This is a genomic window from Sphingomonas molluscorum (genome assembly GCF_039522995.1).
Lineage (GTDB): Bacteria > Pseudomonadota > Alphaproteobacteria > Sphingomonadales > Sphingomonadaceae > Sphingomonas > Sphingomonas molluscorum.
In genome coordinates this window covers 619,062-632,407 of the sequence record NZ_BAAAEL010000001.1, presented here as the reverse complement: position 1 = coordinate 632,407, position 13,346 = coordinate 619,062, and the positions used below count along the sequence as shown (strand labels likewise).

9 protein-coding genes are annotated in these 13,346 nt (G+C 68.4%); 5 read left to right on the top strand and 4 right to left on the bottom strand.

What is annotated here, in order from left to right:
- Positions 1-123 precede the first annotated feature (123 nt).
- From ABDZ92_RS03110 to ABDZ92_RS03095, 4 genes are read left to right on the top strand one after another with little or no spacing between them, the layout of a single operon-like run.
- Complete coding sequence (locus tag ABDZ92_RS03110; protein WP_125959165.1) at positions 124-840, top strand: SapC family protein; 717 nt, start codon at positions 124-126, stop codon at positions 838-840.
- Entirely contained in the window at positions 833-1,864 is a 1,032-nt protein-coding gene (locus ABDZ92_RS03105; RefSeq protein WP_125959164.1) for a cupin-like domain-containing protein, read from the top strand. Before ABDZ92_RS03110 ends, ABDZ92_RS03105 begins: the two co-directional genes overlap by 8 nt.
- The gene (locus ABDZ92_RS03100) at positions 1,861-3,363 is read left to right on the top strand and encodes a tryptophan halogenase family protein (RefSeq protein ID WP_125959163.1); all 1,503 of its coding nucleotides are present in this window, start codon (positions 1,861-1,863) and stop codon (positions 3,361-3,363) included. The genes ABDZ92_RS03105 and ABDZ92_RS03100 overlap by 4 nt, the downstream gene beginning before the upstream one ends.
- A gap of 5 nt (positions 3,364-3,368) precedes the next feature.
- Positions 3,369-4,418, top strand: a complete 1,050-nt coding sequence (locus tag ABDZ92_RS03095; RefSeq protein WP_125959162.1) for a LacI family DNA-binding transcriptional regulator — start codon at positions 3,369-3,371, stop codon at positions 4,416-4,418.
- Between the two features lie 40 nt (positions 4,419-4,458).
- Here the strand turns inward: ABDZ92_RS03095 and putA are convergent, their stop codons facing one another.
- Complete coding sequence (gene putA / locus ABDZ92_RS03090) at positions 4,459-7,560, bottom strand: bifunctional proline dehydrogenase/L-glutamate gamma-semialdehyde dehydrogenase PutA (RefSeq protein WP_125959161.1); 3,102 nt, start codon at positions 7,558-7,560, stop codon at positions 4,459-4,461.
- A gap of 130 nt (positions 7,561-7,690) precedes the next feature.
- Here putA and ABDZ92_RS03085 point away from each other — a divergent pair, with 130 nt between their 5' ends.
- Positions 7,691-8,143: an Lrp/AsnC ligand binding domain-containing protein gene (locus ABDZ92_RS03085; protein ID WP_125959160.1), complete on the top strand. Its 453-nt coding sequence runs from the start codon at positions 7,691-7,693 to the stop codon at positions 8,141-8,143.
- A 4-nt stretch (positions 8,144-8,147) separates the two neighbouring features.
- Here ABDZ92_RS03085 and glgA read toward each other — a convergent pair whose 3' ends face one another.
- From glgA to ABDZ92_RS03070, 3 genes are all read right to left on the bottom strand, one after another.
- Positions 8,148-9,584: a glycogen synthase GlgA gene (glgA, locus tag ABDZ92_RS03080; protein ID WP_343761571.1), complete on the bottom strand. Its 1,437-nt coding sequence runs from the start codon at positions 9,582-9,584 to the stop codon at positions 8,148-8,150.
- Positions 9,581-10,837, bottom strand: coding sequence for a glucose-1-phosphate adenylyltransferase (glgC, locus tag ABDZ92_RS03075; RefSeq protein ID WP_425542275.1), 1,257 nt, complete (start codon positions 10,835-10,837; stop codon positions 9,581-9,583). The genes glgA and glgC overlap by 4 nt, the downstream gene beginning before the upstream one ends.
- Positions 10,838-10,926: 89 nt before the next feature.
- The gene (locus tag ABDZ92_RS03070; RefSeq protein ID WP_125959157.1) at positions 10,927-13,326 is read right to left on the bottom strand and encodes a glycogen/starch/alpha-glucan phosphorylase; all 2,400 of its coding nucleotides are present in this window, start codon (positions 13,324-13,326) and stop codon (positions 10,927-10,929) included.
- Positions 13,327-13,346: the final 20 nt, after the last annotated feature.

The window sequence follows — 13,346 nt, the reverse complement described above, 5'->3', positions numbered from 1 at the left end:
CGCCCCCCGCCGACACGAAGCTGCGAAAGGGGTCCGCTCGAAAGAGTGTGGCTTCTTTCGCGCTTCGGCGGCACCTTCGCCGGCGGTGCATCCGCGCCGCCGTGCCAGGATTGAAACGTCGACATGCCCAACCATGCCATTCTGACTGCCGACGCCCACCGCAACCTCAAGGTCCGCAAAGACCGCGCGGAGGACGCCGGGGACGCCGTGATGTGCGCCATGGTCGTGCCGGACGAGTTCCGGCAGGTGCAGAACGAATATCCCATCCTGTTCCGCCGCAACCTGGAGCAGGACAGCTTTGCCGCATTCGCGATGTTCGGTTTCGAGGATGGCGAGAACCTGTTCCTCGACGATAGGCGCTGGGCGGCCCGCTACCTGCCGCTTTCGACCGCGATCCAGCCGTTCCTGATCGGACGACCGGCCGGCATCGATGCGCCCGAGCGGCAGGTACACATCGACCTCGACAGCCCCCGCCTTGGTTCCGACGGTGTCCGCATCTTCGAGGAGGATGGGAGCCCCACTCCTTATCTGGAGGCCGTGATCGAGAAGCTGCGCGTGCTGGATGCAGGCTATGCCGCTTCTGCCGGCTTCTTTGCGGCATTGCGTCGGTACGATCTGCTCGAACCGCTGTCGCTGGAGGTGCCGCTTCCCGACGGGACCACCCATCGCCTGGTCGGCTTTCACGTCATCGACGAGGCCAGGTTGCGGGCGCTTGATCCAGCCGAAATCGCCGAACTGCATGGCGCCGGGCACCTGATGCCGCTCTACATGGCGCTCGCGTCCCTTGCCAACATCGGCCCGCTGGTAGCGCGCAAGAGCCAGCGCCTGCGCCATGGCTGAGGGCGGAGGCGGCATTTTCGCGGATCTGCCTCCGGTGCCCGAGGAGGCGGTGGCCGATGCGGCCGCGCTCGACACGCTGCTGCACACCGCGACCCGGCCGTTCGTGGTCCGGGGACTGGTGGCCGATTGGCCGCTGGTCGCCGCCGGCCGTCGATCGGCGCGCGACGCGCGTGCCTATCTGCTGGAGCGGCGGCGCGACCTGCCTTTCACCGTCTCGATCGGCCAGCCGGGATCGGACGGTCGGCTGTTCTACGATGATGCGATGGGGATGAACTTCCGTATCGCGCGTGCCAAGCTACCGGAGATCTTCGCCCAGATCGACCGCGCGGAGCAGGATTCGGCCGCCCCCCCGATCTACCTCGGATCGATCGACGTCCACGGCTTCTTCGACGGCCTGCATGCCGAGAACCACGTCGATCTCGGCGAGCGCCAGGCCCTGGCGAGCATCTGGATCGGTACGCGCACGCGCATCGCCGCGCACAACGACCATCCGGACAATCTTGCCTGTGTGGCGGCGGGACGACGACGCTTCACGCTGTTCCCGCGCGAGCAGTTTCGCAACCTCTACCTGGGGCCGGTGGACAACACGCCGGCCGGGCGCGCGGTCAGCATGGTGGACTTCAACGTCCCCGATTTCGCCCGCCATCCCCGTTTTCGCGAGGCGCTGGCGCATGCGCAAGTCGCCGAGCTGGAGCCGGGCGACGCCATCTACATCCCGTCGATGTGGTGGCATCATGTCGAGGGGCTGGCTCCGTTCAACATCCTGGTGAACTATTGGTGGCGCGACACGCCGCGCTGGCTTGGCCAGCCGCAGGACGCCCTCAATCACGCCATGCTCACCATCCGCGACCTGCCCGACGACGAGAAGCGCCACTGGCACGACATGTTCGACTATTACGTCTTCCAGAACGACGAGGAGGTGGTCGCGCACATCCCGCCGGACGCACGCAGCGTGCTCGATCCGCTGACGCCCGAAAGCGCCGGGCGCATCCGGTCCTTCCTCCTGCGGGCGCTCAGCCGATGATCGGCGGCAAGCGCATGCGGCGCATCGTGGTCGCGGGCGGCGGCACGGCGGGATGGATGGCAGCCGCGGCGATCGCGCGCACCATGGGCCGCGCCGTTGAGGTAACGCTGGTCGAATCGGACGCGATCGGCACGGTCGGCGTGGGCGAATCGACCATCCCGCCGCTCATCAACTTCAACCGGCTGCTCGGCATCGACGAGGCCGCGTTCATGGCCGCCACCCAGGCGACCTTCAAGCTCGGCATCCAGTTCGAGAACTGGAAGCTGCCGGGGCACCGCTACTTCCATTCCTTCGGCTTCACGGGGAAGGATCACTGGTCGGCAGGGTTCCAGCATTTCTGGTTGTACGGCCGCACCCGCGGGCACGACGCGCCCTATGACGCCTATTGCGTCGAGCTGATCGCTGCGCTGGAGGGCAAGTTCGGCCACCTGCCGGGCGATCGGGCGAACTACGCCTATCAGCTCGACGCCACCCTGTACGCACGCTTCCTGCGCACGATGGCCGAGGGGGATGGTGCTCGGCGGGTCGAGGGCAAGATCGCGCAGGTCGAACTCGACGGCGAGTCCGGCGACATCGCCGCGCTGGTGCTGGAAAGCGGCACCCGGGTCGAGGGCGACCTCTTCCTCGACTGCACGGGCTTTCGCGCGCTGCTGATCGAGCAGACGCTGCATACCGGCTATGACGACTGGACCCACTGGCTACCGTGCGATTCTGCCATCGCGATGCAGACGGACAATGTGGGTCCGCCCGTCCCCTACACGCGCGCGATGGCGCACGATGCCGGCTGGCAATGGCGCATCCCGCTCCAGCACCGCACCGGCAACGGGCTGGTCTATTGCAGTCGCTACCTTGGCCGGGAGGCGGCGCTGGACCGGCTGCTCGCCAATCTTGAGGGGGCGGTGCGCACCGAACCCAATCACCTGCGGTTTACGACCGGCGTGCGCCGGCGGCAGTGGGTGCGCAACTGCGTGGCGATCGGCTTGGCCGGGGGCTTCGCCGAGCCGCTGGAGTCGACCAGCATTCACCTGATCCAGCGTGCGGTGCTCCGCCTGATCCGGATGCTGCCGCTGTCCGAGGTGAGCCCGCGCGACGTCGCCGAGTTCAACGAACAGCAGCTGCAGGACATGACCCAGGTCCGCGACTTCCTGATCCTGCACTACAAGGCCACCGAGCGGCGGGACAGCGCCTTCTGGCGGCATTGCGCGGACATGGAGATCCCGGACAGCCTCACCCAAAAAATCGAGCTGTTTCGCGAAACCGGCCGCGTGTTCCGCAAGAATGAGGAGCTGTTCGCCGAGAACAGCTGGGTGCAGGTGATGATGGGGCAGGGGATCGAACCCCGCGCCTGGCACCCGATCGCCGAGAAACTGCGCGACGAGGAGCTTGCGCGGCTGCTCACGACCCTGCGGGAGAATGTCGCACGGACGGTCGCTGCGATGCCGCGGCACGCCGACTATGTGGCGAGCTATTGCGGGGCCGCCCGCGAACAGGCGGCTTGAGGCGGATGGCGCGCCGCCGTCAGCGCGTGACGATCAAGCACGTCGCAGCCGACGCGGGCGTGTCGCTGCAGACGGTGAGCCGCGTCATCAACAAGGAGCCCAACGTCCGTGCGGAGATGGCCGAGCGGGTGCAGGCATCGATCGACCGGCTCGGCTATGTTCCCTCGATCGCGGCGCAGCGCATGGGGGGATCGCGCTCCTACCTGATCGTCGCGCTGAACGACCGGCAGCGGACCATCGAGGATTGGCGCAACCGGCAGGGCACCGACTGGGTCGACCAGATGCTGCTGGGCGGCATGCTCACCTGTGCCGAGCACGGTTACCGCATGATCGTCGAACTGGTCGACACGCACAGCGACCATATCGAGCGCGAGCTGTCCGCAGCGCTCGCCGCGCTTCAGCCCGATGGGGTGATCCTGACGCCGCCGCACTCGCACAACCCGCTGATCACCGGCTTGCTTGCCGAGCAGCATATCTGCTTTGCGCGCATCGGCTCGCTGGTCGAGGGCGCGGGCTTCCGGCTCACCATGGATGACCAGCATGCCGCTGTGCTGGCGACCGAGCATCTCCTGGAACTGGGCCACCGCCGCGTCGGCTTCATCGCCGGACCGAGCGACTATGAGCTGAGCGGCTGGCGCACCCAGGGCTGGCGCTCTGCCATGGCGGCGAAAAGGCTGGCGGCAGACCTGCTGGCGGTGGGAGACTTCGGCTATGACTCCGGCCGGGCGGCGGCGGAACGACTTCTGGCCAGCGCCGATCCCCCGACGGCGATCATCGCCAGCAGCGAGCAGATGGCGATCGCCACGCTTGACGCCATTCGCGCGCGCGGGCTGGAGGTGCCGGGCGACGTGTCGCTGGTGAGCTTCGACGACACGCCGATCATGCGCTTCACCCACCCGCCGCTTACCGCCGTGGTGCAGCCGATCGCGGAAGTGACTGCCCGTGCCGTCGAGTTGCTGATCGCGGCGCAGGGTGGCGGCGAGCGCGAGGGCGCGCCGGTGGTGGTGCCGGCGAGGCTGACGGTACGGGAGTCGACGGCAGCGCCGCGCAGGTAACGAAGGGGGAGCGACGCGGCCGCTCCCGCCTCAAGCGCGCTTACAGGTTCAGCAACGCGGGGTCGCCGCCCTGGGCCGTGATGTTCACCGACACCGCGCGTTCCGTGGCGTAGCGCAGCAGCGCGTGCGGGCCGCCCGCCTTGGGGCCGGTGCCCGACAGGCCTTCGCCGCCGAACGGCTGCACGCCCACCACCGCGCCGATGATCGAGCGGTTCACATAGACGTTGCCTGCGGGCACCAGGTCTCGCACCTGCTCGGCGAAGCGCTCAATGCGACTGTGGATGCCGAGCGTCAGCGCATAGCCGGTGGCGGCAAGCTGCCGGCCGATGCTCTCCAGCTCGTCGGCGCGATAGCGGTAGATGTGCAGGATCGGCCCGAACACTTCCCTGCCCAGGAAATCGGCGCGCGGCACTTCGGCGAGTACCGGGCCGAAGAAGTTGCCGCGCGTGCCCCACACGCCCGGATCCACGCGCTTGAGGATCTTGGCTTCGCGCTCCAGCCGCGCGGCATGCTCCTCCAGCATCGCCTGCGCGTCGGCGTCGATGACCGGGCCGACGTCCGTGGCCGCATCGGCAGGATCGCCCACCACCAGCGTGTCGACGGCGCCGACCAGCGTCGCGATCAGCTCGTCCGCCGATTCTTCGGGTACGAACAGCAGCCGCAGCGCCGAGCAGCGCTGCCCCGCCGAACCGAGCGCGGAGACGACCACGTCGTCGACCACCTGCTCCTTGAGTGCCGTGGTGTCGACGAACATCGCGTTGAGACCGCCGGTTTCGGCAATGAACGGCAGGATCGCGCCGGGACGGTTGGCGAGCTGCCGGTTGATGATCCAGGCGGTGTCGGTGCCGCCGGTGAAGGCGACGCCGTGGACGAGCGGGTGGCCGACCAGCTCCGCGCCGACCGTGGCGCCGTCGCCCGGCAGCAGCGCGAGCAGGTCCGCGTCGAGCCCGGCGCGGTGGAACAGCCGGATCGCCTCGGCCGCGATCAACGGGGTCTGCTCGGCGGGCTTTGCCAGCACGGCGTTGCCTGCAGCGAGCGCGGCGGCGATCTGGCCGGTGAAGATCGCCAGCGGGAAGTTCCACGGGCTGATGCACACGAAGGTGCCGCGGCCACGCAGTTCGAGGTGGTTCGTCTCGCCCACCGGCCCTGTGAGCGGCTGGAGTCCGGAGAACTGCTTTTCGGCCAGATGCGCGTAGTAACGGCAGAAATCGACCGCCTCGCGCACTTCCGCGACACCGTCGTTCAGTGTCTTGCCCGCCTCGCGCGACAGCAGCGCCACGAAGCGGTCCATCTCGGCCTCGAGCGCATCGCCCATCGCGCGCAGCACGACGGCGCGGCCGGCGCCGCCCTTGCGGTCCCAGGCCGGCTGGGCGGCGCGGGCGACACGAGCGGCGAGGTCGATGTCCTCCGCGGTCGCCTCGCTCACCGCGCCGATCAGGCGGCTGCGATCGACCGGGCTGGTCATCGGCTGCGGTCCCTTGCCAGCCAGCAGGCGCCCGCCGACGATCGGGCCGGCGGAGATGGTGTCGGCAGCCCCGAGATCGGCGGCCAGGCGTGCGGTGGCTCGCTCGCTGTCGCGGCTATAGTCCCGACCGAGCGGATTGCGGCGGGTGGCGCCATAGAGATCGCCCGGCACCGGGATGCGCGGATGGCGGCCGGGCTGCGCCTGCACCGCCGCGATCGGATCGCCGACCACGGTCTCGGCCGGCACGCGCTCGTCGAGCAGGGCGTGGACGAAGCTGGTGTTGGCGCCGTTCTCCAGCAGGCGGCGGACCAGATAGGGCAGCAGCTCCTCGTGCCCACCGACCGGCGCATAGGCGCGCAGGGTGAAGCGGTCCCCGGCCGAGCGGTACAAGGCCTCGCCCATGCCGTGCAGGCGCTGGTGTTCGATGCGGACTCCGGCCCGATCCGCCATGCGCCGCACCGCCGCCAGCGTGTGCGCGTTGTGGGTCGCGAACTGCGGGTAGAGGCTGGGTGCCGCGCGGATCAGCTGTTCGGCGCAGACGAGGTAGGAGAGGTCGGTGGCAGGCTTGGTGGTGAACACGGGGTAATCGGGGCGGCCGCCGACCTGGGAGCGCTTGATCTCGCTGTCCCAATAGGCGCCCTTCACCAGCCGCACCATGATGCGGCGGCCGCTCGACTGCGCCAGCGCCTCCAGCCCCGCGATCACCGCACGGCCGCGCTTCTGATAGGCTTGCACGACGACGCCAAGGCCCGTCCAGCTGCCGAGCTCCGGCTCCCGCACCAGCCGCTCGATCAGCTTGAGCGAGAGAACCAGTCGCTCCGACTCCTCGGCGTCGATGGCGAGGTTGAGGTCGTGCCTGGCAGCGATCTTCGCCAGCCGCACCATGCGTGGGTAGAGTTCTTCCCAGACGCGCGCCTCCTGCACCGCCTCGTAGCGCGGGCAGAGCGCCGACAGCTTGACCGAGACGCCATGGCCGTCCTCCGGGGAAAGCCCGGCGCCGCGCGCGCGGCCGACCGCCTCGATCGCATCGGCATAGATGCGCTCGTAGCGCGCGGCGTCCTCGGCCGTGCGCGCGCCTTCGCCCAGCATGTCGAACGAGCAGAGATACCCCTCGCGCTTCGCACGGCTGAGCGCGCCCTCGATGGTGCGGCCGAGCACGAACTGCTCGCCCATCATCTTGACCGCGGCGCCCACCGCCTGGCGGATCACCGGCTCGCCCACGCGCGCGGCCAGGCGCTTGGCCCAGCCGGAAAGGTCGGTGCGCACTTCCTCGTCCACGTCGATCAGCTTGCCGGTCAGCATCAGCCCCCAGGTCGAGGCGTTGACGAACAGGCTGTCGGAGCCGCCCAGATGGCTCGCCCAGTCGGCCGAGCCGATCTTTTCCGCGATCAGCCGGTCGCGCGTCTCGGCGTCGGGCGTGCGCAGCAGCGCCTCGGCCAGGCACATCAGCGCCAGGCCTTCCTTGGTGCCGAGCGAGAATTCCTGGAGGAAGCTCTCGACCACCCCCTGCTTGCGGGTGGAGGCGCGTGCGGCCTTCACCAGCGCCACCGCATCCTGGCCGATCTGGCTGCGCTCCTCCAGCGACAGGGGCACTGCGCGCAGCAGGTCCGCAACCGTTTCCTCCTCGTCCTGGTACTGCAGGGCGTCGAGGTGGTTCCAATCGAACGAACGAAGCATGCGGCTCTCCGGCGGGATTTCTTGCAGGTTGCTCCGGCAGCTATGCGAAACCCTGCCGATTGTGCTTTGCATTTTGGGGGCTCGCGCCGAATCTGCGCGTCCCAATGGCAGTTGGGCCGAAGGATCTTCGATGGACGCAATGGATCGCAAGCTGCTGCGCGTGCTGCAAGAGGACGGGCGCATCACCAACCAGGCGCTCGCCGAACGCTGCGGGCTATCGCCGGCCGCCTGTTTCGACCGGGTGAAGCGGCTGCGTGCGAGCGGCGTGATCACCGGCTACACGGCGCTGCTCGACCCCGGGCAGCTAGACCGCGCGCTGATGATCTTCGTGGAGGTCCTGCTCGATCGCACCACCGACGACGCCTTCGCCGCCTTTGCCGAGCATGTCCGCCGGGTGCCGGAGGTGCTGGAGTGCCACATGGTTGCCGGAGGCTTCGACTATCTGCTCAAGGTGCGGGTCGCCGACATGGCCGCGTACCGCGCCTTCCTGGGAGATACGCTGGTGGCGATGCCCGGCATTCGCGAGACGCGGACCTATGCGGTGCTGGAGGAAGTGAAGGCGACGACGCGGCTGCCGCTGTAGGCGGTCAGCCGAGCAGTTGCCGATACAGCGCCGCATAGCGTGCGCCGCTATTGTCCCAGGAGAAGTCAGCCGCCATGCCCCGCCGCTGGATCTGCCGCCAGCGCGGTGCATCCCGGTAGAGCGCGATCGTGCGCGCGATCGCGCCTCGCAGCGCCTGCGGCGTCACCCCGTCGAACTGCACACCGGTTGCGACCCCCGCGTCCAGCGCGGCGACATTGGCGTCGATCACCGTGTCGGCAAGCCCGCCGGTTCGCGCCACCACCGGCACGCAGCCATAGGCGAGGCCATAGAGTTGGGTCAGGCCGCAGGGCTCGAACCGGGACGGGATCAGGATTGCGTCGGCGCCGCCCTGCAACAGGTGGGACAGCGGCTCGTCATAGCCGATCTCCACGCCGATGCGGCCGGGGTGGCGGTCGGCCGCGGCGCGGAACGCCTGTTCCAGCGCCGCGTCGCCGGAGCCGAGCATTGCCAGGCGTCCGCCCATCGCGACCAGGTCGTCCAGCAGCCCGGCGAGGACGTCCATTCCCTTTTGCCAGGTCAGCCGGCTGACGACGGTGAAGATCGGACCTTCGCCACTTAGGCCGAAGCGGGCTTCCACGGCGCGCGTGTTGGCGGAGCGCGTATCCAGCTTGTCGGCGCTGAAGCGTGCGGCGAGCAGCGGATCGGTTGCCGGGTTCCACACCGCCGGATCGATGCCATTGAGAATGCCGGTGACCCGGGCACCGCGCGTGGCGATCAGCCCTTCCAGTCCCATGCCGGATTCCGGCCGGCGGATCTCCTCGGCATAGGTCGGGCTGACGGTGGTGATGGCATCGGCTGCCCATAACCCTGCCTTCAGCAGGCCGACGGCACCGTAATACTCGACCCCTTCGATGCCCCAGGCATGCGGCGGCAATTCAAGGGCGGGGAACACACCCGCGTCGAAGCTGCCCTGGAAGGCGATGTTGTGGATCGTGGCGACGCTCTTCGTGTCCTGTGCGTCGCCGGCGAACCGCAGATAGGCGGGCGCGAGCCCTGCCTGCCAGTCGTGGGCGTGCAGCAGGTCGAAGCGCTGGTTCCCCATCGCGCCCGATGCCAGGTCCGCCGCCGCCCGCGAGAGGGCAGCGAAGCGGCGCCAGTTATCGTCCCAGTCGCGCCCGGATGTATCGGCGTAGGGACCGCCGTCGCGCGCGAACAGCGCGGGTGCGTCCAGCACCCACAGCGGATGGTCGCCGAGCGATCCGGCGAGCAACCGCGCCTCCACGTCCAGCAACGCGGGCCAGTGATGCACGACCTGCGCGTCGCCCATCTGCGCCAGGACCTTGGGATACCCCGGCAGCAGGGTGGTCGTGGCGACCCCGTGCGGCGCCAAGGCATCCGGCAGTGCGCCGACCACGTCGGCAAGTCCGCCGGTCTTGACCAGCGGATAAGCTTCCGACGCGACCGACAGCGCGCGGATCATGCCAGCCGGTCGATCATCGGCTGGGTGATCAGGCACACGCCGTTCTCGGTCCGGCGGAAGCGGCGTGCGTCGAGCACCGGATCCTCACCGACCACCAGCCCGTCCGGAATGTGGACGCCCGCGTCCACGACCACCTTCGTGAGCCGTGCGTTGCGGGAAATCTTGCAGCGCGGCAGGATCACCGCCTGCTCCAGCGTGGCGAAGCTGTGCGCCCGCACCCCGGTGAACACCAGGCTGTTGCGGATCGAGGCGCCCGAGATGATGCAGTCGCCCGAGATCAGCGAGCTGGTCGCCTCGCCACGGCGGCCTTCCTCGTCGTGGACGAACTTGGCCGGGGGCGTCACCTCCGAATAGGTCCAGAGCGGCCAGCTATGATCGTAGAGGTCGAGCTTGGGGACCACGTCGGTCAGGTCGATATTGGCTTCCCAATAGGCGTCCACCGTGCCGACGTCGCGCCAATAGGCTTCGCGCTCTTCCGGCGCACGCACGCAGGAGTCGGAGAAGCGGTGGGCCACCGCGTTTCCGTGGCGGACCAGATAGGGGATGATGTCCTTGCCGAAATCGCGCGCCGAGTTCGGGTCGGCGGCATCGCGGCGCAGCTGCTCGATCAGCAGCGACGTGTTGAAGACATAGATGCCCATCGAGGCAAGCGCCACGTCCGGGCGGCCCGGCATCGCGGGCGGATCGGCAGGCTTTTCGACGAAATCGGTGATGCGATCCTGTGCGTCCACGGCCATCACGCCAAAGCCGCTCGCTTCCAGCCGCGGCACTTCCATGCAGGCGACCGTCACGTCCGCGCCGGACTGGCAATGCTGCTGGAGCATCAGCTCATAGTCCATCTTGTAGATATGGTCGCCCGCCAGGATGACCATATACTCCGGCGCGTAGCTCTCAATGATGTCGATGTTCTGGTACACCGCGTCGGCGGTGCCCTCGTACCACTGGTACTCGCTGATGCGCTGCGAGGCTGGGAGGATGTCGAAACCCTCGTTGCGCTCGCGCCGCAGGAAGTTCCAGCCGCCCTGCAGGTGGCGGATCAGCGAATGCGCCTTGTACTGCGTCGCCACCCCGATGCGGCGGATGCCGGAGTTGATCGCGTTCGAGAGCGCGAAGTCGATGATGCGCGACTTGCCGCCGAAATAGACCGCGGGCTTGGCGCGGACATCGGTCAGCTCCGCCAGCCGGCTGCCGCGTCCGCCCGCCAGCACATAGGCCATGGCGTCGCGTGCCAGCGGCTGCCCGCGTCTCTCGATCATCGTATCTCTCCCGTTCGCGTTTGTTGTTATGGTTGCAGAACGCTTAATCCGGCGTCCGGGTTCTCTGGCGGGTTCTCTGGAGCAGGTCAGGCGACGTGCCAGATGTCGCGCGCATATTCGCGGATGGTCCGGTCCGACGAGAACCAGCCCATGCCGGCCACGTTGCGGATCGCCGCGGCACCCCAGCCGGCGGGATCACGCCAGCGCCGGTCGACCTCGCGCTGGGCGGCGGCATAGCTTTCGAAGTCCGCGGCCAGGAAGAAGCGGTCGTGGTCGTAGAGCTCGCCGACCAGCCCGGCATAGCGGCCCGGATCGTCGGGGGAGAAGACGCCGGAGGCGATTGCCGACAACGCCTGGGCAAGCGCTGGGCAGCGCTCGATCATCTCGCGCGGATGATAGTTGCGGGCCCGTTCGGCGACCTGTTCGGCGGTAAGCCCGAAGATGACGATATTCTCGTCGCCGACGCGCTCCTTGATCTCGATGTTGGCGCCATCGAGGGTGCCGATGGTGAGGGCGCCGTTCAGCGCCAGCTTCATGTTGCCGGTGCCCGAGGCTTCCATGCCGGCGGTCGAGATCTGCTCGGAAAGATCCGCGGCCGGCATGATCCGCTCCGCCAGGGAAACATTGTAATTAGGCAGGAACGCGACCTTCAACAGGCCCTGTACCGCCGGATCGCCGTTGATCCGTCGCGCGATGTCGTTGGCCAGCTTGATGATCAGCTTGGCGTTCCAGTAGCTCGGTGCCGCCTTGCCCGCGAACAGCTTGACCCGGGGCACCCACTCGCGCTCCGGATGGCTGCGGATCTGGTCGTAGAGCGCCACCGTCTCGATGAGGTTGAGCAGCTGGCGCTTATACTCGTGGATGCGCTTCACCTGCACGTCGAACAGCGCGTCGGGGTCGAGCGACAGGCCCATCTCGGCCCGGATATAATCGGCGAGTGCGACCTTGTTGGCGCGCTTCACCGCGGCGAAACGCTCGCGGAAGCTGGGATCGTCCGCAAGCGGCGCGAGGCGCGAGAGCTTGGCGGCATCGTCCTTGAACGCCGGGCCGATGCCGTCGGCGATCAGCGCCGTCAGCCCGGGATTGCACTCGTGCAGCCAGCGCCGCGGGGTGATGCCGTTGGTCTTGTTGTTGATGCGCTCGGGATAGAGGCGATGAAGGTCCGCGAACACGGTCTTCTTCATGAGTTCGGTGTGCAGCGCCGCCACGCCGTTGATGCTGTGTGCGCCGGCAAAGGCCAGGTTGGCCATGCGCACGCGCCGCTCACCGCCCTCGTCGATCAGGCTGATCGCGGCGATCGCGCGGTCGTCGATCCCCGGCGTCTCGCGCGCTTCCTTCAGCAGCCGGGCGTTGATCGCGTAGACGAGCTGCATGTGCCGCGGCAGCAGCCGCTCGAACAGCGGCAGCGGCCAGCTTTCCAGCGCCTCCGGCAACAAGGTGTGGTTGGTGTAGCCGAACGTCGCGCGTGCGATGTCCCAGGCTTCGTCGAAGGCCACGTCGTGATGGTCGATCAGCAGCCGCATCAACTCCGCCACCGCAACCGCCGGGTGGGTGTCGTTGAGCTGGATCGCGGCCTTTTCCGGCAAGGTCGTGATGTCGCCGAAATACTGCATGTGCCGGCGGACGATGTCCTGGATCGAGGCGGAGGAGAAGAAATACTCCTGCCGCAGCCGCAACTCCTGGCCCGCCGGGGTCGAATCCGCCGGATAGAGCACGCGCACCAGCGTCTCGGCCGCGACCTGGCCGGCAAGCGCCCCCTGGTGGTCGCCGGCGTTGAACCGGTCCAGTCGGATCGGGTCGAACGCGCGCGCCGTCCACAGCCTGAGCGTGTTGACCCGTCGCCCGCGCCAACCGACCACGGGGGTGTCCACCGCCATCGCCTCCAGCCCCTCGGCCGGCTTCCAGTGGACGCGGCCGTTGTCCCGGCTGACGACCTCGCCGCCGAAACCGACCAGATAGGCGCTCTCGCGCCGCTCGAACTCCCAGGGATTGCCGTGCGCGAGCCAGGTTTCGGGCAGCTCGACCTGCCAGCCGTCATCGATGCGCTGGCGGAACATGCCGTTCACATAGCGGATGCCATAGCCATAGGCGGGCAGGTCCAGGCTCGCCAGGCTCTCCATGAAGCACGCCGCCAGCCGCCCGAGGCCACCGTTGCCCAGCGCCGCATCGGGCTCGATCGCCTCGATCTCGGCAAGCTCTATCCCGAGCTCCTCCAGCGCATCGCGCACCTCGGAATCCCGGCCGAGGTTGGCAAGTGCGTCGCGCAGCAGCCGGCCGATCAGGAACTCCAGGCTGAGATAGTAGACCCGCTTGGCCCCCGCCGCATGCGCGGCGCGCGTGGACTCCATCCACCGGTCGATGATGTCGTTGCGCAGCGTCAGGATCGTCGCGGCGAGCCAGTCGTGCGGGTGCGCCGCCCGCTCGTCCTTGCCGATGCGGTGCTTGAGGGTATCGACGATCTGCGCGGCAAGCGGGGACTGGGTCATGGGTGCGCCGTAACAAAGGG

What these genes read in the sequence shown, in the direction of transcription:
- ABDZ92_RS03110 (WP_125959165.1), top strand. Translation starts at nt 124, where the DNA reads ATGCCCAACCATGCCATTCTGACTGCCGACGCCCACCGCAACCTCAAG.
- ABDZ92_RS03105 (WP_125959164.1), top strand. Translation starts at nt 833, where the DNA reads ATGGCTGAGGGCGGAGGCGGCATTTTCGCGGATCTGCCTCCGGTGCCC.
- ABDZ92_RS03100 (WP_125959163.1), top strand. Translation starts at nt 1,861, where the DNA reads ATGATCGGCGGCAAGCGCATGCGGCGCATCGTGGTCGCGGGCGGCGGC.
- ABDZ92_RS03095 (WP_125959162.1), top strand. Translation starts at nt 3,369, where the DNA reads ATGGCGCGCCGCCGTCAGCGCGTGACGATCAAGCACGTCGCAGCCGAC.
- putA (WP_125959161.1), bottom strand. Translation starts at nt 7,560, where the DNA reads ATGCTTCGTTCGTTCGATTGGAACCACCTCGACGCCCTGCAGTACCAG.
- ABDZ92_RS03085 (WP_125959160.1), top strand. Translation starts at nt 7,691, where the DNA reads ATGGACGCAATGGATCGCAAGCTGCTGCGCGTGCTGCAAGAGGACGGG.
- glgA (WP_343761571.1), bottom strand. Translation starts at nt 9,584, where the DNA reads ATGATCCGCGCGCTGTCGGTCGCGTCGGAAGCTTATCCGCTGGTCAAG.
- ABDZ92_RS03070 (WP_125959157.1), bottom strand. Translation starts at nt 13,326, where the DNA reads ATGACCCAGTCCCCGCTTGCCGCGCAGATCGTCGATACCCTCAAGCAC.